The 24,131-nt window shown below is 40.0% G+C and carries 20 protein-coding genes; 4 read left to right on the forward strand and 16 right to left on the reverse strand.

Features of this window, described 5'->3' with window-relative positions:
• Positions 1 to 11: 11 nt before the first annotated feature.
• From R2R71_RS02415 to R2R71_RS02475, 13 genes are all read right to left on the reverse strand, one after another.
• The gene (locus tag R2R71_RS02415; RefSeq protein WP_316829647.1) at positions 12 to 710 is read right to left on the reverse strand and encodes a sulfite exporter TauE/SafE family protein; all 699 of its coding nucleotides are present in this window, start codon (positions 708 to 710) and stop codon (positions 12 to 14) included.
• Positions 710 to 1,147: a FixH family protein gene (locus R2R71_RS02420; protein ID WP_316829648.1), complete on the reverse strand. Its 438-nt coding sequence runs from the start codon at positions 1,145 to 1,147 to the stop codon at positions 710 to 712. The genes R2R71_RS02415 and R2R71_RS02420 overlap by 1 nt, the downstream gene beginning before the upstream one ends.
• 25 nt (positions 1,148 to 1,172) lie before the next feature.
• Positions 1,173 to 2,552 (reverse strand): cytochrome c oxidase accessory protein CcoG, encoded by a 1,380-nt coding sequence (ccoG, locus tag R2R71_RS02425; protein ID WP_316829649.1) that lies wholly within the window; start codon positions 2,550 to 2,552, stop codon positions 1,173 to 1,175.
• Complete coding sequence (locus R2R71_RS02430; protein WP_316829650.1) at positions 2,536 to 3,504, reverse strand: cbb3-type cytochrome c oxidase N-terminal domain-containing protein; 969 nt, start codon at positions 3,502 to 3,504, stop codon at positions 2,536 to 2,538. Before R2R71_RS02430 ends, ccoG begins: the two co-directional genes overlap by 17 nt.
• On the reverse strand, positions 3,491 to 3,673 hold the full coding sequence (locus R2R71_RS02435) for a hypothetical protein (protein WP_316829651.1): 183 nt from the start codon (positions 3,671 to 3,673) through the stop codon (positions 3,491 to 3,493). The genes R2R71_RS02430 and R2R71_RS02435 overlap by 14 nt, the downstream gene beginning before the upstream one ends.
• Positions 3,674 to 3,680: 7 nt before the next feature.
• The gene (ccoN, locus tag R2R71_RS02440; protein WP_316829652.1) at positions 3,681 to 5,819 is read right to left on the reverse strand and encodes a cytochrome-c oxidase, cbb3-type subunit I; all 2,139 of its coding nucleotides are present in this window, start codon (positions 5,817 to 5,819) and stop codon (positions 3,681 to 3,683) included.
• Between the two features lie 72 nt (positions 5,820 to 5,891).
• Positions 5,892 to 6,071 (reverse strand): cbb3-type cytochrome oxidase assembly protein CcoS, encoded by a 180-nt coding sequence (ccoS, locus tag R2R71_RS02445; protein ID WP_316829653.1) that lies wholly within the window; start codon positions 6,069 to 6,071, stop codon positions 5,892 to 5,894.
• A complete protein-coding gene (locus R2R71_RS02450; protein ID WP_316829654.1) occupies positions 6,068 to 8,455 on the reverse strand; it encodes a heavy metal translocating P-type ATPase in 2,388 nt (795 codons plus the stop codon). The genes ccoS and R2R71_RS02450 overlap by 4 nt, the downstream gene beginning before the upstream one ends.
• A gap of 11 nt (positions 8,456 to 8,466) precedes the next feature.
• On the reverse strand, positions 8,467 to 9,813 hold the full coding sequence (gene hemN / locus R2R71_RS02455; protein WP_316829655.1) for an oxygen-independent coproporphyrinogen III oxidase: 1,347 nt from the start codon (positions 9,811 to 9,813) through the stop codon (positions 8,467 to 8,469).
• Positions 9,813 to 10,241 carry a lactate dehydrogenase gene (locus R2R71_RS02460; RefSeq protein ID WP_316829656.1) on the reverse strand — a complete coding sequence of 143 codons (429 nt, stop codon included), beginning with the start codon at positions 10,239 to 10,241 and terminating at the stop codon, positions 9,813 to 9,815. The genes hemN and R2R71_RS02460 overlap by 1 nt, the downstream gene beginning before the upstream one ends.
• A 94-nt stretch (positions 10,242 to 10,335) precedes the next feature.
• The gene (locus tag R2R71_RS02465; protein ID WP_316829657.1) at positions 10,336 to 11,367 is read right to left on the reverse strand and encodes a response regulator; all 1,032 of its coding nucleotides are present in this window, start codon (positions 11,365 to 11,367) and stop codon (positions 10,336 to 10,338) included.
• A gap of 3 nt (positions 11,368 to 11,370) precedes the next feature.
• The gene (locus R2R71_RS02470) at positions 11,371 to 12,573 is read right to left on the reverse strand and encodes a PAS domain-containing sensor histidine kinase (RefSeq protein WP_316829658.1); all 1,203 of its coding nucleotides are present in this window, start codon (positions 12,571 to 12,573) and stop codon (positions 11,371 to 11,373) included.
• Between the two features lie 49 nt (positions 12,574 to 12,622).
• Entirely contained in the window at positions 12,623 to 14,392 is a 1,770-nt protein-coding gene (locus tag R2R71_RS02475) for a hypothetical protein (protein WP_316829659.1), read from the reverse strand.
• A gap of 206 nt (positions 14,393 to 14,598) precedes the next feature.
• Here R2R71_RS02475 and R2R71_RS02480 point away from each other — a divergent pair, with 206 nt between their 5' ends.
• Together R2R71_RS02480 and R2R71_RS02485 are read left to right on the forward strand one after the other, a co-directional pair.
• Positions 14,599 to 15,576 (forward strand): alpha/beta hydrolase, encoded by a 978-nt coding sequence (locus R2R71_RS02480; protein ID WP_316829660.1) that lies wholly within the window; start codon positions 14,599 to 14,601, stop codon positions 15,574 to 15,576.
• Between the two features lie 60 nt (positions 15,577 to 15,636).
• Entirely contained in the window at positions 15,637 to 15,987 is a 351-nt protein-coding gene (locus tag R2R71_RS02485) for a hypothetical protein (RefSeq protein WP_316829661.1), read from the forward strand.
• Positions 15,988 to 16,073: 86 nt separating this feature from the next.
• Here the strand turns inward: R2R71_RS02485 and R2R71_RS02490 are convergent, their stop codons facing one another.
• Positions 16,074 to 17,954 (reverse strand): gamma-glutamyltransferase family protein, encoded by a 1,881-nt coding sequence (locus R2R71_RS02490; protein ID WP_316829662.1) that lies wholly within the window; start codon positions 17,952 to 17,954, stop codon positions 16,074 to 16,076.
• A 174-nt stretch (positions 17,955 to 18,128) separates the two neighbouring features.
• On the opposite strand from R2R71_RS02490, the gene R2R71_RS02495 reads away from it, so the two are divergent.
• Positions 18,129 to 18,992 carry a DUF808 domain-containing protein gene (locus tag R2R71_RS02495; protein ID WP_316829663.1) on the forward strand — a complete coding sequence of 288 codons (864 nt, stop codon included), beginning with the start codon at positions 18,129 to 18,131 and terminating at the stop codon, positions 18,990 to 18,992.
• A gap of 1 nt (position 18,993) precedes the next feature.
• Here R2R71_RS02495 and R2R71_RS02500 read toward each other — a convergent pair whose 3' ends face one another.
• Positions 18,994 to 19,836, reverse strand: coding sequence for a metallophosphoesterase (locus tag R2R71_RS02500; protein WP_316829664.1), 843 nt, complete (start codon positions 19,834 to 19,836; stop codon positions 18,994 to 18,996).
• Between the two features lie 38 nt (positions 19,837 to 19,874).
• Positions 19,875 to 22,313 carry a bifunctional YncE family protein/alkaline phosphatase family protein gene (locus R2R71_RS02505; protein WP_316829665.1) on the reverse strand — a complete coding sequence of 813 codons (2,439 nt, stop codon included), beginning with the start codon at positions 22,311 to 22,313 and terminating at the stop codon, positions 19,875 to 19,877.
• 223 nt (positions 22,314 to 22,536) lie between these two features.
• Between R2R71_RS02505 and R2R71_RS02510 the strand changes: the two genes are divergently transcribed.
• Entirely contained in the window at positions 22,537 to 24,120 is a 1,584-nt protein-coding gene (locus tag R2R71_RS02510; RefSeq protein WP_316829666.1) for a Na+/H+ antiporter, read from the forward strand.
• Positions 24,121 to 24,131 lie beyond the last annotated feature (11 nt).

Here is a 24,131-nt window from a genome sequence, read left to right on the forward strand (position 1 = left end):
CCAAATGCCTATTACCTGCATTCGGCTGAGTGTGAGTAAGAATTGTTTGTTTTTGGGGATAGAAACGGGATTCCTAGATCCGCGGAACGCAGAATTAATAAAAGTCCCATAAAAAAAACGAACCAGGGAATTAATTTTTGGCTACTAAACCTGATGTATTTATTCAGAAAAATTCCACCTAAAGAAATCATCAGCATTAACGGTGTGGTCCCTAATCCGAACAGAAACATAAACTGAGCACCTGTCTCTAAGCTCCCGGTATTAAGGGCGGTTGCCAAAGCCAGATAAACCATGCCGCATGGAATTAAAGCGTTCAACATCCCGGCAAATAAACCCCAAAGGGGAATGTTAAATAATTTCCCCATTAATTTACTTAAAGGATTTAGCAATTTAAGCTGAATTGCAATATACCGGTTTCGATAACTTTTGCTAAACTGCAGGATTGTGAATAATAAAAGTATTGTTCCAATGGTGATGCTCAGTGTCTTTTGATCACTAAAAACCCTGATACTATTTCCCATTCCTCCCACTGCTATGCCCAGGATCGTATATATCGATATTCTCCCAAACTGATATAGCAATAACTGAAATGCAGATTGAAGGAGCTTAGCTTTTTTAAGTGGAAGTCCAAGCATAATCGGGCCGCACATTAGGGCGCAGTGCAGGCTACCAAATAATCCCATCAGAAATGCAAGCGGTAAAAAGTCCATCAAAAACGGATATTATCTTTGTATAAATAATCTTTTACTCCTGAATGCCATTTCAAATCGAGAAACCACACACCTTTTGCCAACCTGGTTTTATCAATCAGAATTAAGTTGCTACTTCCTGAGGTATTTCCGGTAAGTTTTAAATCGTCGTTGCTATTCGATGGACGCATTAAAATGAGTTCGTATTGTGCACTATCGCTTAACTGGATAATAAATTGTTTTGGTGTAATGGAAATTTTAGGTTTTACACCATCATGAATTACATTTTGCTTTGCATTGTACTCCGTATTGTAATCGATACCTTTTTCATAATAATTATCCTCCACAAGGGCATCCCGACCGTGAACATGAAACATATAGATGACCATTGCAACAATAAATAACATGAAACTTATCATGCCTAATACTATTTTTGTTCCCCAATTCATAAATTTCATCGCTAATTGTAAATTATTAAACCACTTAATCTGCCTGTGGCTGCGCAAAAAAACTCGTTCTGGCTGTGCTCAATATTTTACCATCAGCTACAACTTCAAACGTTGCCTCAGTTTTATATGACTTAATCCTATTGTTTTTCCTGATCAGAAAGAAAGTTAGGTGTACAGTACCTTCCTTTGGCAACACAGTTGACTGCTGAACAAAATCGATCTCATCATTATTGTTTTCAGGCTTAAGCCTGAATCGGATTGTTTTATTTGTTTTATTGATGAGTTCGGCATTGTACAAGTTACTGGTTTTATCATTTCCCCTAGCCTGGTATAATGTTCCGCTTGCCCGTAACACTGTTGTCTGAACCGCTTCGCGTTGATAAATAAGAGACGAAAACACCAGCATAACGATGAATAGAACTGCGGCATAACCATAGGGCTTTAAACCAATCTTATATGGTTTACCCTCATTAATAAACTCCTGATTATAAAAACCAATCAGGTTCGAGGACTTTCCTATTTTTTGCATTACCTCATTACAGGAATCTATACAGGCAGTACAGTTTACACATTCCAATTGCGTCCCCTTTCTGATATCAATGCCAGTGGGGCAAACCTGCACACACAAGCCACAATCAACGCAATCGCCGGTTTGTTTCAGTGCAGCATCTTGCTTCTGAAGTTTCCCTCTTGGCTCGCCTCTGGTAAAATCATAAGCTACAATTAAGCTTTTATTATCGAGCAAAACACCTTGCAAACGACCATAAGGACAGATAACTGTACATACAACTTCTCTTACATAAGCGAAAACCATATAAAAGACCAAAGTAAATACCCATATCGAAACGAATCCTGAAACATGAAAGCGGATGGGTTCGGTTATGATTTTTATTAAGACATCAGAACTGATAAGATAAGCCAGAAAAGTGTTGGCAATTGCAAATGAAATCAGTAGAAAAATAAAATGCTTTATTCCTTTCTTAGCTATTTTCTCTGCATTCCATGGACTGGCATCGAGTTTCTTTTGCTTGTTTGCATCACCTTCAATCCAATATTCTATTCTTCGGAAAACCATTTCCATAAAAATGGTTTGCGGGCAGACCCAACCGCACCAAAGCCTGCCCAAAACCACCGTAAAACAAACGATAAAAACAATAAGTATAAGCATTGCCAATGCAAACAGGTAAAAATCCTGTGGTGTAAATAGCAACCCAAAGAATACGAACTTACGTCCCAGGAAATTTAACAAAACCAGTTGTTCGCCATTTAATTTTAGAAAGGGCGAAGAAAATAAAGCAAGAAGCAGGAAGTAACTTAGCCATTTGCGGTAACTATACAGTTTACCTGATGGCTTTTTGGGATAGATAAAATTCCTGCCCCCGCTTTTGGCTTTTTCTTTATTTTGCTGAAGCATTGTTATTGTTCAAACTGTCTTTGTTAGCTTTCAATTCAGTACCCTGAACATCCTTGGCATCGTATTTTTCACCTTGAGGCGCTTTTGCACCGGCCGGATTTGAACCATGTAATGAAAGAATATAATTAGCAACTGCACTGATTTGCTTTGGTGTTAAATTTTTCTCCCAGCTAATCATTCCTTTTTCAGGCACACCGTATTTAATGGTTTTGAAAACGTTATTGATACCGCCTCCATGAAGCCAGAAATCATCGGTAAGGTTTGGTCCGATAAGCCCCTGCCCCTTATCGCCGTGGCAAACCACGCAATTACTGCTAAAAACACCTTTACCTTCTTCAAGTACTGCTGGCGTATGATCAGCTTTAACTGTATTTTCATCAATCGTATTAGCCGATTTTTCCAGATAGGCAGTCTTTTCCTCCTGCGCTTTAATCATTTCATGTTCATATTCCTTATCCTGCAAATCGCCATAACCACCAATGTGATAGTAGAACAGATAACCTGCGGCAAAAATCATTGTCCCGTAAAACAATACGTTAAACCAGGCGGGCACAGGATTATTAAGTTCCTTAATACCATCGTATGCATGTTCAATTTCCAAATCCTTTTCCTGCGCCATTGGCTTTAAGCTCAATAGTTTCTCCCATACAGAAGTACCGGTTTTCTTTGCTTTTAACCAGCTTTCGTAATCCTGAACAATTTCTTTTACAGGTTCGGTATATGGTGTAGGGTTTAATTGTTCTTTATACATTACCCTGAATGCATGAAGTAAGGTAATCGATACAAAAAGCAGAACAAGTACAAAAAGCAACATAATCAAAATAAGTAACTCCGATTGGCTAAGGCCTAATCCCGGTTCACTATGTACTATTGGTGTTGTAGCTTTTTCATCGGCTGCAAAAACACCCAGCGATAAAAAAAGTAAAGCAGTTAATAGGTTAATCTTTTTCATAAACAGCAGGTTGATTTTCCTGAACAGGAAGTGAACGCATGGTTTCGATGTGCTTTTTACTTAGTTTCAGGAGGTAAATCCCTACAATTACAAAAAACACCATAAATAACAGCAATGAGCTGATGAGGTAAAATTCTCCTCCGGCTAAGTCTTTTATTTGATTAAACATAATCTTATTAATTTGAAGGAATAGTTTCTTTATTAGCTTTGATATCAGTCCCTAATCGTTGCAGGTAAGCGATGATCGCCACGATTTCTCTGTCGCTTTTTACTTTGATATTGTTCTGTTTTAAATCCAGCGCAATCTTTTCGGCTTGTATTTCCAGGTCGACATTTGCTTTTAAAGCATAACCTTCGGGATAAGGAACCCCGAGCGATTGCATAGCCCTGATTTTTGCCGGTGTTGTAGACCTATCAAGTTTCTGTTCAATGAGCCATGGGTATGGTGGCATTATACTACCTGGCGACATTGAAGTTGGGTCGAGCAAATGGTTATAATGCCATGCATCAGAATATTTTCCTCCAACACGATGTAAATCAGGCCCGGTTCTTTTACTTCCCCATAAAAAGGGGTGATCGTAAACAAATTCACCAGCTTTACTGTATTCACCATAACGTTCAGTCTCCGAACGGAAGGGTCTTACAGTCTGCGAATGGCAGTTTACACAACCTTCTCTGATATACAAATCCCTTCCCTGCAATTCGAGTGCTGAGTAAGGTTTAACACTTGTAATGGTTGGTACATTCGATTGAATGGTAAAGGTTGGCATCATTTCTACCATCCCACCGATGAGAATAATAATCAATGAGAAAACCATAAATTTCATTGGTTTGCGCTCCAGCACTCTGTGCCATGCTTTATCTGCAGGCGAACTATCAACAACTGTTTTTTCCAATGCCCTGGCCTCAGCAGGTTCGTTGGCAATTAGTTTTGCGCCAAGCATTGTTTTTGCCAGGTTATAGCTCATTACGATTACCCCGGTCAGGTAAAGTGCGCCACCTATGGAGCGTAAAACATGCATCGGAATAATCTGCAGCGTAGTAGCAAGAAAATTCGGGTATTTAAGCAAACCTTCAGGCGTAAACTCTTTCCACATTAAACCTTGTGTAAAACCTGCCCAGTACATTGGAATAGCATAAAACAAAATCCCTAGGGTGCCAATCCAGAAATGAAAACCGGCTAATTTTTTAGAGTAAAGTTGTGTTTTATACAATCGTGGTATCAACCAGTACATCACTCCAAAGGTTAGGAAACCATTCCATCCTAAGGCTCCTACGTGAACGTGAGCTACGATCCAATCGGTAAAGTGGGCCACACCGTTGATCTGTTTCAGCGATAGCATTGGTCCTTCGAAAGTTGCCATGCCATAGGCCGTTAGGGCAACCACCATAAATTTAAGGGTAACATCTTCCCTAACTTTATCCCAGGCTCCCCTTAAAGTAAGTAAGCCATTAATCATACCTCCCCAGCTCGGTGCTATCAACATAATTGAAAAGGCAACACCCAACGATTGTGCCCAGCCTGGTAAAGAGGTATACAGTAAATGGTGAGGGCCTGCCCAGATGTAAATGAAAATCAGCGACCAGAAATGCAGGATACTTAATTTATAAGAATATACCGGGCGACCAGCCATTTTAGGAAGGAAATAATACATCATACCCAGGTAAGGAGTAGTCAGGAAAAATGCAACGGCATTGTGTCCATACCACCATTGTACCAGCGCATCCTGAACACCTGCATATACATAATAACTTTTCAGAAATGAAATAGGTAACTCGAACGAATTAACAATATGCAGAACGGCAATGGTTACAAAGGTTGCAATATAGAACCAGATGGCAACGTATAAATGACGTTCCCTCCTTTTGAAAATTGTACCGAACATATTAATGCCAAATACAACCCAAATAACAGTAATGGCAATATCTATGGGCCATTCTAATTCTGCATACTCATGCGATGTTGTAAAACCCAATGGTAAGGTGATGGCCGCCGCAACAATAATCAACTGCCAACCCCAGAAATGGATTTTACTCAAAATATCGCTAAACATTCTTGCTTTTAGCAGACGTTGTAAGGAGTAATAAACACCCATAAAAATGGCATTTCCAACAAAAGCAAATATTACAGCATTGGTATGTAATGGCCTTATTCTACCAAAAGTGGTATATTGATTACCCATGTTCATAGCGGGCTTAAAGAGCTGCATGGCGGCAAGTAAGCCAACGGTCATGCCGATAATGCCCCATACAAGTGTAGCGATTCCAAAATTTCGAACTATTTTGTTGTCGTAAGTAAATTTTTCTAACTGCATAATCTATAGAAAGTTTTGTTCGTTTGATGAGTCAAAGGTATTGTGAGCGGAAGTGGTAAATGATGACAGCGCTTAGCTCGAAAAGTGATCTTTTTCACTTTTTTCGGTTTCAGCTTCATCATCAAAAAGAATTCTTACACCTGGTGTGTAAACATCATCGTGTTGCCCGGTTTTTGATGCCCAGAAAAAGGCGGCAAGAAATATTAGTGCCATCAGTAAACTACAGCAAACAAGAAAATAAAGAATGTTCATTTCAATTTATTTTTACGGGCGAAGAACCCTGTAGTGAATGTGGTGAAACAGATAATTGTGATGGTACTAACCGGCATTAAAACCGCAGCAATTAAGGGATATAACGCTCCCTGAACAGCATAGTAAATACCGATACAGTTGTAAGCCGTAGCAATGGCAAAACTGGTTTTAATTATTTTTAAGCCGTCTTTCGCCTGCCGGATAAACGCCGGCAAAAAATTGAGCGAACTGCCCTTTAAAATGGCATCGCAACCTGGCGTAAAATTGTTAATGTTATCTGTTATGGCAATACCAAAGTTACTCTGCTTCAATGCGCCTGCATCATTAAGTCCATCACCAAGCATTATTACTTTTTGGTCGTTTTGTTGTAAAGACAGTACTGTACTAAGCTTTTCATGTGGGCGCTGCCTGAAGCTGATCCTGGTGTTAGGAGGAAAAATTGCTTTTAACTTTTCTTCATCCTTGTCGGTATCACCCGATAAAACATAAAGGCTAAACTTATTTTTAAGCTGGGAAATTAACTTTTGTAAATTGGGCCGCCATTGCTGTTGAACTGAAAAATACCCGAGGTAATCGCCACCAATAACAATATGAACACCGCTCCCATCAACTTTGCTAAGTTCAGTTGGTAACAAAGTCAGATTTCCGGCAAAAATATTACGCCCATTTATGATTCCGCTAAGCCCTTTACCTGGTGTTTCCAAATAATTTTGAACGGTATAGAATTTATCGGCATTCAAATATTTCAGAATATGACGGCTCATCGGGTGCGTAGAATTTCGCATCAGCGAACTGATTAAAATTTTCTGTGGATAAGTAAGTGTTCCGTGAAAGATGATATCAGCCTGTTCGCTGCTGGTTAAGGTTCCCGTTTTATCGAACACAATAGTATCGCACTTTGCAAGCGCCTCTACTGCATCAGTATTCTTCACATAAAAGCCTTGTTTATCAAATACGGAAAGTATAGCCGATAAAGTAAAAGGTGTACTCAAGGCCAAAACACAGGGACAAGCCACAATAATTACCGCGGTGAAAGCCGACCATGCCCGATGAGTATCTCCGGAAAAAAACCAGTATCCGGCAGCTGAAAAAGCAATGATAAAAACACCAAGGCTGAAATATTTAGCCACACGATCATTAAAGGTTTCCTTTGCATGGTTTGCCACATAATTTTCGTTGTTCCATAAACCGGTGAGATAACTTTGCGATACGGGCTTAATCACTTCAAGTTCGATAGCCTCACCTGTTTGCCTTCCCCCGGCATAAATAATTTCGCCCAAAACCTTATTTACCGGCTCAGATTCACCAGTAACAAAACTCATATCCATCCGAGCATCACCTTTCATTAAAATGGCATCAGCAGGAACCAGCTCTCCATTTCTAATCCACAACCGGTCGCCTGTTTTTACTTCATTTATGGCTAATGGTTTTTCCTTTCCTTCCTTAATTACAGTAACCGCGATTGGAAAGTAAGAACGGTAATCCCTGTCGAACGAAATATGATGATAAGTTCGCTGTCTTAGCCATTTACCCATTAACAATAGAAAGACAAGCCCGGTAAGTGTATCGGCAAAACCAGGACCTGCGTAAAATAATACTTCAAAAGCCGTTCTTAAAAAGAGCACTGCGATAATAAGTGCAAGCGGTGTATCAAGATTAATGTGCTTATGTTTTAGGCTTGTTATGGCTGATACAAAATAATCGCGACCGCAATAAAAAGTAGCCGGAATAACGCAGGCCAGGTTTAACCAGCCAAACAAGTGCTGAAATTGTTTTTCCAAGCCCGATAAACCAAAATACTCCGGAAAACTGAATAGCATTACATTGCCCATGAGGAATCCGGCAACCGCAATTTTTAAGACCAATGCTTTGTTATCTGAATTTTTCTGTTCTTTAACAATGTCCTGTAAACTGATTAATGGTTCATAGCCTATATTAACAAGCGTTTCTACCAGTTGCCTTAATGAAATTTCTTCGTGATTAAAATTTATGGTTACCTGCTTCTTAAGGAAATCAATCCGAGAACTGAAAATGGCTTCGTTTATTTTATACAGATGTTCCAGCAGCCAGATGCATGAACTGCAATGAATAGCCGGAATATAAAAAGTGACGATACTGGATGCACCTTGCCGGTAATCAATTAACTGATTAATGATAGCTTCCTCATCAAGGTACTCCAACCGGTTATCGTTATTAAAACGCTGTCCGGGGCTGTCATTGTAAGAATAGTAATTACAAAGGTTATTTTCTGATAAGATTTTATAAACCCCTTTACAGCCGGCGCAGCAGAAACCCTTATCATCAAACTGGTATTTTAGTGCTGGTAAATCTTCTCCACAGTGATAACATACTTTACTTAAAATCGCTTTTTTTTGGTTTTCCATATTGAAATGGTTTATATTGAAGAACTGAAAATCTGTGTATCGGGCTTTTTCATCCATAACTTTTCATCAAAGGCCATGCATACATTTCTGATGAATGATTTACCCTTTTCGGTGGCGCGTATTGATTGGTGATCTGACAGAATAAGTTTGTCTTCAAGAAATGGAACCAACCGCTGATACACGTGTTCCGGAATATCATCAGCAAATCTTGTTTCGCCAAGGCACATCATATTCAGAATATGCTTTCTGATACTTAAGTCTTCCTCTGTAAGAAGATGTCCTTTTTCTACCGGTAACAACCCGTCTTCAATTTTTTGCAGGTAAATATCTACCGTTTTTGGATTCTGTGCGAAAGCAGTCCAGCTATCGCTTATCGATGAAACACCTAAACCAATGAGCAATTGTGTATGCTGTTGGGTATAGCCCATAAAATTGCGATGTAGTTTTTTAGCCTGACTTGCCTGGAAAAGACTGTCGGTTCTCAGAGCGAAATGGTCCATCCCTACATCTTCGTATCCACAATTGAGTAGCAGGTCACGGCCTGTTCGGTAAAGTAAGAACTTCGCATCGCCAACTGGCAAATCCGCCTCGGTATAATGCCGCTGACCAGGCTTTAGCCAGGGCACGTGCGCATAGCTGTAAAAAGCAATACGGTCGGGCTGCATGTAAATCACTTCATTTATGGTTTCACGTAAACCTTCGATGGTTTGCATAGGTAAGCCATAAATTAAATCGAAATTAACAGAATCATAGCCGATTTTTCTTGCCTTGTTGGTAACCTCGAATACCTGCTCAGGTGTTTGAAAACGGTTAATCATCAATTGCACTTTAGCATTAAAATCCTGTATCCCAAGGCTCAATCTCCTGAAGCCTAAGTTATAGAGTATTTTAAGGTGCTGGTTTGTTGTATTTGCAGGATGTGCTTCAAAAGATAACGCTGCACCCGCTGCCAGTTCAGCTTTGGCAAATATGCCTTCGATGAGTAGCGACAGGTGTTCCGGACTGAAAAACGTTGGTGTGCCCCCACCCAGATGCAATTCCTTTATTTTGGGTTTATCGCCCAAAAGTGTAACATACATTCCCCACTCTTTTAAAACAGCTTCGATATATGGTTTTTCAACAGCATGATTTTTAGTGATGCGGGTGTTACAGCCGCAATACGTACATAAACTTTCGCAGAAAGGTAAGTGTATATACAGACTTATTCCATCAGCAGCCGATTTAGTGTAGGTGTATTGAACAGCTTTTATCCATTCTGCAGCAGTAAAATTTTCCGTTTCCCAGTACGGAACCGTTGGGTAGCTGGTATACCTTGGTGCTGCAACATTGTATTTTTTCAACAGGTCTGCAGTATCCATTATTTCAAATTTTTAGTAACACCACAGTTATTCTGGCAACAACAGGCTTTGCCAACGCATTTACCGGCAGCCCATTGGTCGAGGTTTTTAATCACCTGTTCCATCCGCAGATCCGGTTGATGGTCTGCATCAGTTAAGGGAACATTGGCAACTTTTATCCCCGCAGCTCCTGCTGCCTTTAAATCTAGATGGTTGGTTTGATAAGATGAAGTGGCGATATATTTTATGCCCAGTGCTTTTAGCCCCTTAATAATATCAGCATTAAGCACATCATTATTAAATACCAAAAGGGCTTCTTTGCCTGTTGCAAAAGGAAGCGTATCAATAGTTAAACTATTGGCAATTATGGTAATATCGTGCTTTTTATAATTTGCCAGAACCAGCCATTCCTTTTCGTCGGGTTTAATATTATAAGCTATAACTTTCATATACAAGTTTTATGTATACAAAACTAAAGCCCCTGAAATTGTGCTTCGGTGAGGTTACTTAGACAAAAAAGTGATTGTTATCACAAACTGTTGTTTATTGTTTAACGTTCCGGAGTTTCTCTATAGAAAGGATATTAATTGCATTGCCACTCTTATCGATTAACTTTTCTTCCTTAAAATCGGCAAGCATGCGGCTTACGGTTTCGCTGGCTGTACCTACCAATGCAGCGAGATCATCTCTGGAGATTTTAATGGTACAGCTATCATCATTACCTGTACCAAATTTAGCAGCAACCTGAAGCAATGCTTCAGCAACCCTTTTGCGAACTGATGAATAAGCAAGTTGAAGCATCTGTTTGCCTTTATCGCGAACATTACCCGATAATAAATCGATAAACTTTTTAGAAACGGCCTGATGGCTTAGCAAATACTGCATGAAGTCAGTTTTTGTAACCTGAATAATTTCACTATCTACCAGGGTAGCTGCGCTGTCTGCATAAACTTCACCACTACAGATGCTTTCATAACCAAAGAATTCCCCATCGTTATAGAGCGACGACGACAGCTCACGGCCATCTTTAAATCGCTTATAAGTTTTAACCTGCCCTTTTAGTATATAATATAAATATGCAGGTTCATCTCCCTCCACGTAAAGAATTTGTTTGCGATCGATTTGTTTGTTTTTCCCTTTTTGGCGGAGTTCTTCGAGTATCATTTCAAGGCTGGCGCCTGATGCACCAAAGCCTGCTGCAGCATTTTTCTTTTTAAACCTGCTTTCTATGGCTTTGAAAAGTTCTATATCATCAAAAGGTTTGGTCAGGTAATCATCAGCGCCCATTTCCATACCTTTGCGCATATCAGCCCGTTCTGTTTTAGCCGTAATAAAGATAAAAGGAATGGAAGCTGTTTTCGGGTTTTTGTTTAACAGATAAAGCACGCCGTAGCCATCCAGCTCGGGCATCATGATGTCGCATAAAATAATGTCTGGTATATGTTGCAAGGCAAGTTCAACACCTGCCTTACCATTTTTTGCTGTGATAGCCTGGTAACCTGCAAGCTCCAAAACCTCTGCTGTACCTTCACGGATATCATCGTTATCTTCAATAACTAAAACTTTTCTGTTCATGTGCTAATTTTTTAACTGGCTGCCTTGGTTAAATGTTAAGGTAAATGTTGTTCCGTTATTTTGTTCGCTCTGGCAATAAACAGTTCCGCCCATTAGCGCAACATAACGTTTAACAATGTTTAAACCTAGTCCCGTTCCAGGGATATCGCCTGTATTGTGTGCCCTGAAAAAAGGTTCAAAAAGATTATTCTGATCATTATCAGGAATACCAATACCATTATCTTTTACTTCAAGCACCAGTTTATCAGCTGATAAATTGGTATTAAACTGAATTAAAGTATCTTCTCCCGAATATTTCACGGCATTCGAAATCAGGTTAATGATACAGTTACGGAGCAAATTCGGATCGATGTAAACATCGGCGGTAATACCCCTATGCTCATAAATGATATGCTGGTTCTGTTTGGTCATTAGCTGCATTTCTTCCGTTATTTCTTCAGCAAAGCTGATGATGTTGAACAACTGTGCAGAAGCTTCTACTTTACCCGCCTCAAGTTTCTCGAGGGAAAGAAAATCGTTAAGAATGGTCGTCAGGTTATTTATCGAATTTTTTATTTTCGAAGTATGTTTTTCAACGCTACTTACATCATTTTTTGAAGTATACTTATCAATTAACGAGGCAGATAACTGAATGGAACTCAAAGGTGTTCTGAACTCATGCGATGCCATAGATACAAACCTGGTTTTTAACTGGTTTAATTCCTTTTCCTTCTGAAATAAAGCACGCATATTTTCTTTCGCTGTTTCAAGTTCCGAAACCAGTTTAACCAAATCGCGGGTACGTTCTTTAATTTTTACTTCCAGCTTTTCGGTGTAGGTTTTAATCTGTTCTTCACTTGCCTTTTCCTTACTCAAATCGTGGATAAAACCCGTGTAGATTTTACGGTCGGTAAATTTCACTTCACTAACGCCTAAACGAAAAGGAAAAACAGAACCATCTTTACGTTGCCCATGTACCTCTCTTCCTATCCCGATAATATGTTTTTCACCCGTTTTGTCGTAATTGTGAATGTAACCATCATGCCTGGCCTTATCTGGCTGGGGCATTAATACCGAAACATTTTTGCCTACAAGTTCTTGTTTGGTATAGCCAAAAAGTGTTAGCGCTGCAGGGTTCAAATGTTCTATAATGCCTTTATCATCGATGGTTATAATCCCGTCAATAGCATTTTCTATAATCGCATCTAAAAATTTCGACCTATCCATCAATTAAGTTATATGTCTGTAAATATAGAAAGATATCCTTATAGCTTTGTTAATCGACAAGGATGTTATTGAGCTTAATTTCTGAAACCGCAAGTGCCTTTAACTGTTCAGAAGCCTGTCCGGCCATTTCGCTGAAAAGGTTTTTATAGTAGTTTATACCGGTAGCTAACTGTTGTTTAAAGTTGTTTAATTGTTTTCTCTTTTTATCGCTAAAATCCTGAAGATGCTGCTGTAAATCATTTTGTAAATAATCGATATACAGATTCAGCTCTTTGATAAAGAAATGAGGACGTTCCACTTCAGCAAGTAAATCAAGCTTACCGTAAATATGACCTACCATTTCATCGAGCGAATATACATCCGAAAAATAAGCCAGGTTCGGCCCCGGACAAATGGCTACGGCCTTACTTTCTTTTGCTTTACTGATGCCATATTTTAAATAGGCTGAAGCACATAAACCTTCGCAAAGGCAAACTTTTTCGGTAACTGTATCAAACTGCCTTTGGTATTCCTGTTCAGAAAGCCCGCCAGTTTTAAGTGCTTTAATTTTAAGGTGCTGGTATTCTCTGGAAGCGGTGCAAATGGCCTGTTCGGTAAAATCGGTATTATTGCAAAGGTATTTTTTAGTACACGGACTGCCAGGCCTGCCTTTTTCTATCCGCTCTTTCCTTTGTTTTTCAATACTGCTGTTTCTGAAATTATTAAACTGAATACCCAATGGCGAAACCGAACTTAAATAGTAATCGTTTTCCTGTGCAGCAGTTAATTGAGCCAGTGTTTCTGCATCTACATTTGTCGCCTCGGGAACCAGTAAAAAAGGGCTTCCCCAGCCTGTTCCGTCAACACCATAATACATGCGTAGAAAATCATTCTCTGATGCAGTACCAATGCCGCCCTGAACGCTGACCCTTTGTTTAGGTTTTACCTTAATCTCGATATCTTTTTGAACTATTGCCCCCTGATAAAGCTGAAAAAGTTCATCGTACATCGCAATTTTCCTGTTCTTAAATTCTTCCAGTATCGGGCCAAGCAAATAACCTTCGGTAGCAAATGCATGTCCGCCACAATTTAAACCCGATTCAATCCTGAACTCTGAAACCCATAAACCTTTTTTGGCCAGAAACTTTGCCTGGATTAAGGCTGAGCGAAAATCGCTTACTTTTAAAATAATTCTTTTTTTGAGTTTACCCTCTGCATCAGGGAAAAAGTCTTTAAAGCTTTCCAGATAGCTGTATAATTTAGGGTTCATTCCTGCCGACAGAATAACCGATGCGTTTAAATCACTTTGTGCAAATCCTCTTAATGCCGCCAGGGCATCAGTATTTACATCACCCGAGTATTCATTGTTAACATAATTCATTTTATCAACTTTGGCCATGATATTTACATCAACAGCGCCCAGACTCATCGATTTCCGTAAGCGTTCCTGAAATGCTTCCCTGCTTTTCCCTTCAGGATAATCGAGCATTAAATCGTAACCTTGTTTTAAGGGAGAGGCATCAGGCAACAGATCAAAATACCGGCAGATATCGCTTCCCCCAATAAATGGTTGTTGTTTCAAGTCCGAAAATTGCTGGTTAATCTGATGGTTAAGAAAGTTTAAGTAAGCCGTAATTCTTTTACTACGATAATCCGTTTCTGATTTGGCAATGGGAATAAACTTCAGCATCGCCTTTTGTGTATGATAAGCTCGCATACGCTCGATCAGCTCATCATCAACAATTGATAAAACCGAAGATATGCCATAACGGGATACTTTTAGGGGCGTATCTATCGAATAACCAAGGCCTAATACGGGAATGTGAAAGGTGTGCGACATAAATTGAATATTTTTAACATCGCAAACCTATTAAAGGTACTTTACAGAATGCCAGACAACGATTACTAAATAAAATGATGAAAATCACTTTTAGGTAGCTACAAGCAAATCTGCACAAATATTATTTAGAATGATTCAAAATAACTTGCAATTTTTAAGTTTAAATAGGTACTTTGTGTAGGTACTTAAGCTAATAATATTCATTTATGAAAACACTTATATATATCATTTCAGCGCTAGGAGTCTTGCTATTGTTTGGTTTTATTTTAGAACAGATATTACGCAGGAAACAATTTGAAGAATTGAAGAAAAACCAGACTTTTATGGAGGTAAATAAGCACAAGCTGCAATACCTGAAAAAGGGTATTGGAAACTGTACTGTGGTATTCGAATCTGGCTTGGGTAGCGATTTAACGATTTGGAAAGCAATACAGGATAGTCTTGCTCAAAACGCTGTTACAATTTCATATAATCGTGCCGGAGTTACTTTGAGCGAGCCATCAAACAGCCTGCTCACTAATGAGTCGGTAAATAATGATTTAAGCGAATTACTTGAAAAAACCGCCTGCCCGAAACCTTATGTCGTGGTTGGACATTCTATGGGCGGCATATATCTTCGCAGGTTTATAAAGAAAAATGAACACAACATTGGTGGGATTGTTTTCGTTGACGCTGCACATCCCCTCCAGATGAAAATGGCATCAGAAAAATTATTAAAATCTGTTTCTGTTCCGCCGGTTTGGCTTATTAAATTTTTGATGAATACAGGTTTATATCGGTTAATTTTTTCTTATGTAGGTTTCCCGCCTGAAGTACCAGCCAAGCACCCGATTAATATTCAGCAAAAAAGGTTTTTTTATCTCTCATTTAATGAAACGATGAAAGAAGCTAAAAATGATAAGGTAAATTTTGAGGAAGCTGAACAATATAATAACTATGGTAATATTCCTTTTGCTGTAATAACAGGAACATCATCAATTCGTACCAAAGGTATTAGTGATGAAGTGATCAGAGAAGAATACCAGGATTTAGTGTCCAGGTTACAGGAAGATTTTTTAAAACTATCAACCAATAGCTGGTTGGTTAAGGCAGAAAAAAGCGGACATGTGACTCAGGCAAGCGAACCACAACTTATTGTTAACGAAATCAGAAAGGTGATAAATAGGCGACACGTTGAAAAATGAGTTGAATTGTTGAAAACATGATTTCCGGTTTTTGGATGGTAGGTGTTAATTTTGCCGCCAATGAGTTCAAGCTATAAAATCCTCTACCTTTTTGAAAATACCGAATTACTAATCACTGAAATTAAGCGCTTAGATTTACCTGAAGATGCCAAAGTAGATGAAATATTTCATTGGTTATTACTCGAAAAACAATCTTCTTCTTTTGTAAAACTCTGGTTTCGTTCAATGGATTCGTCAGCTGAAATCGAAGAATGGTACTTCGAGCAGGGTTATCTTAAGTTCAGCGAAACTGAAGCAACCTTTATCGAAAAGTATAATTCTTCACAGCATAAACTTACCAACCGGATTAAACAATCTTCAGAACATGAAGTTAAAAAATTAATCAGCGATTACCTGAAGCAGGTTCAGTAAACATAGTTTATCCTCATGGCGGGTAATGCTTCGTCGATTCTTGCAATTATGGTAAGAACTGATAATGCTTTAGCGGAAAGAAGAAGCTACCATCCGATGCCGTAATCCTCGCCATGGTTACTCGATCCGCCCCAGAAACTACCGTGCTTCCAATCGAAATAAATTGCATTAATCGGTCCGCTGGTACGTTCTGAGAAACTCAAACGGTAGCCCATCTTTTGTAGTTCTGTGCGCACATTATCTTTCGTATTGGTATTCAGCAATAGCTGTCCAGCTTTTGGTTCCCTGTCGCTGGTTTTCGTACCACCTAGCGAAAGCCATAACTGATTCGTATTAAAATTGGCAGCTTCCGTAGCTTTTTGAACGGTCATTCCAAATTCGGCCATATTTAAAAAGAACTGCAGCAGGTTTTGGTCCTGTGTATCACCTCCCTGCACTGCAGCCGAAACATAAGGTTTACCATCCTTTAAAAACAATGAAGGCGAAAGTGTAACCCTTGGTCGTTTGCCCGGAGCCACCACGTTAAACGGATTGAGTGTAGAATCAAGTACAAAGCTCTGCATTCTCTGGCTCATGCCTATGCCCGTATTCCCTGCTATGCAGGCGGGTAACCAGCCACCACTTGGCGTAACCGATACTACCCAGCCCTCTTTGTCGGCAGCTTCTATCGAGGTAGTTCCCCTCCACAATCTGTCTTCGTATAATTCCTTTGGGGTGTTATTACCTAAATCATGCTTGGGAGCAAAATTGCGTTTGGTGGTATCTATTTCATATCCCCTGCTTTTTAATAAGTTCAGGTAAGGATTATTTTTTCCTTCAAAAGGATAAGGATCACCAGGGCCAATCTTCTCATTATTTTTATTGGCATCAATTAACGCCGCCCTTTGTTTTGCATAGTCTTTATTCAGTAAACCTTTCATAGGTTCTTCAGGCCCTTGTGCAGGGTCGCCATAATAAAAATCGCGATCAGCAAAAGATAAATTCATCGCCTGGTATAAAGTATGGATATATTTCGGACTGTTATAACCCATGCCTTTCAGATCGAAATTCTCAAGGATATTTAAGGCCTGAAGCAAAACGGGGCCTTGTGTCCATTGCTGTAATTTATAAACGTCAATGCCTTTGTAGTTGGTAGTTAGTGGCTTTTCCTCAACAGGTTTCCATTTCGCTAAATCAGCCATGGTAATCAAGCCACCTTGTTCCTTGCTCCCCCTTACAAACTCTTCGGCAATATCGCCTTTATAAAACCTGTCGTAAGCAGCCATCAAAGCATCTCCTCTCGATTTCCCTTTTTTTAATGCAGCCTGCTCTGCCTCAACCATTTTGCTTAAAGTAGCCAGTAAATCTTTCTGAACGAAAATCTCACCGCCTTCAGGTGCCTCACGTTTTTCGCCGGGATGGGTAAGAAAAACTTTCTTGCTATAGGGCCAGGTTTTAATAAGTTCTTTATCCCGTTCCATACTGTTTGCAGCCTGTGCCTCGATAGCATAACCTGCAGCCATATGCATTGCAGGTGCCAGCACCTGTTTCAGGCTCATGCTACCATACTTGCTTAACATGAAAATCAAGCCCCCAGGTGTACCCGGTGTTGTTGCAGCCAATGGACCGTATTCAGGTGGAAAGTTATAGCCCTTACTTTTAAAAAAATCGACCGTGGCACCTGTTGGCGCAACGCCCATCGCATTTATTGCAATTACCTGTTTTGTTTTAGGATTATAAATCAGTGCCTGTGTTTCGCCACCCCAGCTTAAGGTATCCCACATGGTACAGGTTGCCGCCAGCATCGCAAAGGCAGCATCAACGGCATTGCCGCCTTGCTGAAAAATCATAGCTCCGGCTGTTGCTGCCATCGGTTTACCAGTAATGGCCATCCAGCTGTTACCGTACAACATTGGTTTTTGTGTTTGCTGACCAAAAACCGCACTAAATAAAACAGAAAAGAAGATAAACAGGGAAAACTTTTTCATAAACCTAAGATAAGGAAAACAAACTGAAATTATTTCCTAAGAATATATAGATAATAAGCATCAGCTTAAAGTAAACTGAAATAATTTGGATGGAAATAACAAATATTTATCACAGATTATAGATATGAATTAAAACTGAATTCATAATTTGCGGCCACAGATACAGATAAGAATATGGCCTCAGGTTTTTTTGCGATTTTAGATGATATAGCCGCTTTAATGGATGATGTGGCAGTTACCGCAAAGGTAGCCACAAGAAAAACCGCAGGAATACTGGGCGACGATCTTGCTGTTAATGCTGAAAAGGCTACCGGCTTTCTTTCTTCACGAGAACTACCGGTATTATGGGCAATTACTAAAGGTTCACTCGTCAATAAGCTGATAATTGTACCGATTGCATTACTCCTCAATGCCTTTTTTCCTATTGCGATAAAATTAATATTGATACTTGGCGGTTTTTACCTGGCTTACGAAGGCGCTGAAAAAATTTTCGAATACCTTTTTCATCGTTCAGAAGCGGCACCAACTGCTACAGAAGTAATCAAGAAAGATGATGATGCAGAAAAAGCAAAAGTTAAATCGGCGGTAACAACTGATTTTATCCTTTCTGTGGAAATTGTAATCATTGCATTAGGCACAGTACTTACCGAAAGCATTACCGTGCAGATTGTAACAGTATCCATTGTTGCATTATTGGCTACAATTGGAGTTTACGGCATCGTTGCACTTATTGTCAGGATGGACGATACCGGTTTTAAACTGATGAAGCATGCTAAGAACAAAGGTTTTTTAAATGCTTTGGGCAATCTACTCGTAAAAGCCCTACCGATAATTATCCGAGTTTTAGCCGTAGTCGGCACCATTGCACTGATACTCGTTGCCGGTGGAATTTTCACCCATAACATCGAATACATGCACCACCTCTTTCCATCGTTAAATTCTACGGTAAAAGAGCTTGCTTTTGGTTTAGCTGGGGGCTTTCTGGCTCTATTCCTGATTACGCTCACTAAAAAAATCATCAGTGTATTTAAAAAATAAGCTAAAGCTTTACTTCATTTAAAACCGGATTCTGGCTTGCATTAACCTGGTAGGTAGAAATTTTGTTTTCAGCGGAGACTTCTACAATTCGGTAACCTTTATAAGCCGTTCCCCAATTGCCACCAATATGAGAATCGAAGAAATGTGGAAGTTTATTGGTGTAAAAAACCGAATCTAAACTATGGTCGTGGCCGTGAAAAACAGCTTTGATATTTGAATATTGGTGCAATAAATTAATGGTATCAGCACACTCCACAAAAGGACTTTCAGGCACCCAGAAATGCGGTGGAATGTGAAGAACTACAAAGACCGTTTCAAGGGCCTTAAACTTCTCAAAAGCCTGCTTTAAAAACTTATTATCCGGACACAGGTATGTTCCTTTGGTATCTGAAGTATTGGCCAAGACAAAGCCAATCCCATTCTTTTCGAAGGAAAAATTATCTTCATATCCAAAAACTGATTTCCATATTGCGGCATCTGCATGATCGTGATTTCCTGGAATGGCATAAAAAGGAACTTTCAGTCTGTTGTAATAATTTTTCTTCACCTCAGTCAGCAATTCCGGTCTGTCGTGAACCAAATCACCATTTATGATAACAAAATCAAGCGGTGTCGTTTCATGTGCCTCATTCAGCCAGCGCACTATATTTTCATGATCCTTTTTAAAATCAGTTCCAGGCTGACCATAATGGCCATCAGATGCAATTGCAAAACGCAGTTTGGTTTTTTTATCACTTAAACCAATTGGTTGCTGCAGCTCCTGTGCTGCTGCCATTACAGGTGCCAGCCCGGTCATTACGACTGAAGCTAAGCCACTTTTTATAAAAAATCTTCTGTCAGACATATCCGCTTTTATCTTTTTAGATTGCTTTTTTGATGAGATTAGTCGTCATCATCCTTTTTCTTTTTCTCCAGAATTACAAAGGCACTTCGCTTTGGTGCCGGCATTACAGAATTTTCACCTTTTACCGATTTCCAGATCACCTCATTTAAATCCAGGTCAGGAGCTGAATCTTCTTTTGCAAAATTGAAAAGCTCAGAACGTCTGCTGCTCTCATTAACAGCCACATTTCTATTATCAAGGTTGATTAAAGGTTTAATTACGTTGTACGGTGTAAAATCAGGTTTATTGGTAAAACACTCAAATAAAGGAACCGCTGCCGCATCATACTGGCTCATTGGAGGTAAACCTAATATCAATTCCATAGTCCTTAAAAAACCTGAAGTTGAATACATGGTATGTACTGCTTTATTCCTTTTTACATACGGCCCCACAACATAGGCTGGCGAACGGTGTGCATCCACGTGGTCAGGGCCATTTTGTGCATCATCTTCCAGAATAAATACCACCGATTCTTTCCATACCGGACTGTGTGAAAGCTTATCCAGTATTCTGCCCACTGCAAGATCGTTATCGGCTACTGCCGATTGTGGTGAAACTTTTCCTTTTTTCTGTCCGCTGGTATGATCGTTCGACACCCTTAACGTACTGAATTGCGGTACCGCATTGGCAATAAGCAAGGAATCAAAATCTTTAATCCAGGCATCTGCCCTTACCTGGTCAGGGATATCCATATCAAAACCTGGCGAATTCGGGCACATGTGTCCTTGCAACGATTTAATATTAGCCTTGCCGTAATCGCCAAACTCGCCATAACTGCGATAAGAAATACCTGCCCGTTGGCAGTAATCCCATATAAATCCGCCTTTCGGATAAGTTACCGGTCGGCCACCTTCATAATTTGTTGTTCCACCGCGTGCCCCATAACTGGTAGGCCAGGTTTTCTCAACCACATCGGTAGCATAGGCCGCCATACTCCAGTTATGCCCGTCGGCGCTAACTTCCGCATCAACATAAAAGTTATCCAGCAATACATAATTCTCGGCAAAGGCATGTTGATTCGGGGTAATCTTTCTTCCGAAAAGGGTCAGGCTCGAGTCACCGTTACCTTTTGTTACATCGCCAAGTACCTGGTCGTATGTCCTGTTCTCTTTGATAATATAGAAGACATGTTTAATAGGTGATTTTTCGCCCTGCTTCCTCGGAATCGGATTACCTTCTTCCCCATCTGCCGTTATTGCCCGCTTATCAGTAAATGGTGTATTGGCATAAACCTGGCTGGTGTAGATCTTCAGCTGCTCAGGTTTTGGCACATCAATAAATGATAAGGTACCTTTAAATAAGCCTGCAATGTATTGTAGTTTATTGTTTGCTGTACTTCCCATCTGATAGCCACTGTTATCGGCTTTTGATATGGGTTGAGGGCCTTGCGGATTTGCCATTGATGTATTTCCCTTTCCATTTGTAATCAGAATCTTAGTACCGGCAACCTTTACACTGGTTGGGTACCAGCCTACGGGAATAAAACCCTGGCTCTGGCTTGTGCCAGGTTTGCTTACATCAAAAACGGCAAGGCAATTATTATCAGCGTTGGCTATGTACAATGTTTTTTCATTGGCACTTAAGGCTAAACCGTTGGTTGTAGAACCCGTAAGTTGTGTAGCATAAAGTGTTGTGGCAATGGTTTCAATAACTTTATTGCTTATGGTATTAATTACCGAAACCGTATTATCATTGGCATTGGCAACAAAAAGGTAATTCCCTTTTTTATTCAGCAATAACTCGTTGGGATGGTCGCCAACCGGAATAAGGCTGGTAATTTTTTCATCGGCAAGATTAACAATCGCGATGGCCCTGCCACCCCAAAGCGATATGTATAAACGGCTTTCATCGGGCGAAAGCACACAGCTGTAAGCAATTGCCGGCAGCTGAATCTTTTTTAGAATTTTCTTTTCTACCGGATTAACGATGTAAAGACTGCTATCTTCTTTGGTTACCGTAAATAACCTGTTATTATCTTTATTTACAGCGATGCCTGCAGGGCTTATTTTTCCCTTAGGCCAAACTTCGCCAAGTTTGATGGTATCACTTGATGCAAGTTTATTTGCTTTAATGCTGAAATTCAGGATAATATTATCATTCCCACCCGAAACATACAGATGCTTTTCATCTTTACTGAATGCCAGTCCGTACCATGATTTTTTTAATACCTGTTCATCCAGTACCTGCGAAGTCTTCGTATCAATAAGCTGAACAGTTTGCGTACTTTGACCATTATTAGTAACCGCAACGTATTTTCCTGAAGCGCTCAGCTGCATATTTAACGGTAAATCGCCCAGCTGAATAGACTGTCCAGCCGGACTAAGTTTCCAGCCGTTAGGCAATAGAATTTGTTTGCCCTTACCCGTTGGGCCAGGCTGCTGTGCACAGGCAGTGCCAATGCAACAAGCGCTTAATAAAATGAATAAATACTTTATCATTACAGGATGGTTATGCTGTTAGTTTGTATGCTTATAATTCCAGATAAAAGATAAAAATTTTCTTCAATCTTTCCTTGCGGTCAAAAGTAAATGCGGCATGTTAAATTTATGTTAACCCATTCATAAAAACATAAATATTACACAAAGCACCAACCTTATTTTTTTAGCATTACTTTGAAAATTTTATATTTTTAAGCAGCCAAAACACTTTGGTCTACCGTTTATGCACACACTTCTACCATTTTTCCTGGCCATGATTGCCGCCATTGTACTCCTGAACATGTGGGCAACCAAGCTTAAAATCGCCTACCCTATTTTACTTGTTGTTGCCGGATTGCTGGTCAGTTTTATACCCGGTTTACCAATGGTTAAAATAGATCCCGACCTCATCTTTTTCATCTTTCTGCCGCCCTTGCTATTCGAGGCTTCCTGGACAATATCTTTCAAAGAAATGAAGAAATGGTGGCGTATTATTGGGAGCTTTGCATTCCTGGTGGTGTTCTTTACTGCCCTTTCGGTAGCACTGATTACCAACTATTACATCCCTGGGTTCACTATTGCCATTGGTTTTTTATTAGGTGGAATTGTATCGCCGCCAGATGCGGTAAGCACCGGGGCAATCATGAAATTTGTTAAAATCCCAAAATCAACTTCAGCTATTTTAGAAGGTGAAAGCCTGCTTAACGACGCATCTTCCTTAATCATTTTCCGCTTCGCCCTTGTAGCTGTTGGCACAGGTCAGTTCATCTGGCAGGAAGCGGCAGGCAGCTTTGTATGGATGGTAGTTGGTGGTGCAGCAATCGGATTATTACTGGCTTGGTTATTTGTTCAGGCGCATAAACGCCTGCCAACAGATGCACCATCCGATATTGCACTCACACTCATCGAGCCTTATTTTATGTATTGGGTGGCTGAACAGCTGCACAGCTCGGGTGTAATGGCCGTTGTTAGCGGAGGTCTTTACATGTCATCGCAACGCCTGATCTTCCTGAACAGCGCAAGCCGTATCAGGGGCTATAGCGTTTGGGAAAGCTTTGTTTTTATCCTCAATGGTATCGTATTTCTTGTTATCGGTCTCGACCTGCCCGAAATAGTTGCGGGCATACGCGAAGAAGGAATTCCATTACAAACCGCCATTGGTTATGGTGTATTAGTTACGGCGGTACTTATCGGGGCGAGGATGATTAGTTCATACGCCGCTCTAATTGCTACCACCATATTCAGACCCAGCGTAAGGCCGCCTGCATCGTCAGTGAAAAGACGCTGGATGATGCCGCTCATGCTCGGATGGACTGGCATGCGAGGTGTGGTTTCACTCGCAGCAGCCTTGTCCATTCCGGTTACTTTAGGAAATGGCATTGCATTTCCTCATCGGAATCTTATCCTTTTCATTACCTTCATGGTTATTCTCCTTACCCTGTTAATACAAGGTTTAACCTTGCCTTACCTGATTAGAAGTACACATATTTTCGATAGCATTTTAAACGAAGACAGTGAAGTAACTTCCCGTCAGAAAATGAAGCAAGGCTTGAAGCAACATGTTTATGAAGTGCTAAAAACCAGGTATGAAAACGAATTACAAGGCCATGCAGGCATCGAAAAAATACTCAAGCAATGGGAAGAACGCTCAAAGGCGACTGATGACAGCTGGATGAACGATAAAACAAAAACTGTGTTTATCGAGCTGCTCGAAAGCCAGCGCAATTACCTTACCGAGCTGAATAAAGATCCAACCATTAATGAGGAAATCATCAGGCAGCAATTGTACCAGATTGATCTGGAAGAGGAAAGACTGAAAATCATTTAAATTCCTCTGTA

The sequence above is a fragment of the Pedobacter aquatilis genome (assembly GCF_032678405.1).
Taxonomy (GTDB): domain Bacteria; phylum Bacteroidota; class Bacteroidia; order Sphingobacteriales; family Sphingobacteriaceae; genus Pedobacter; species Pedobacter aquatilis_A.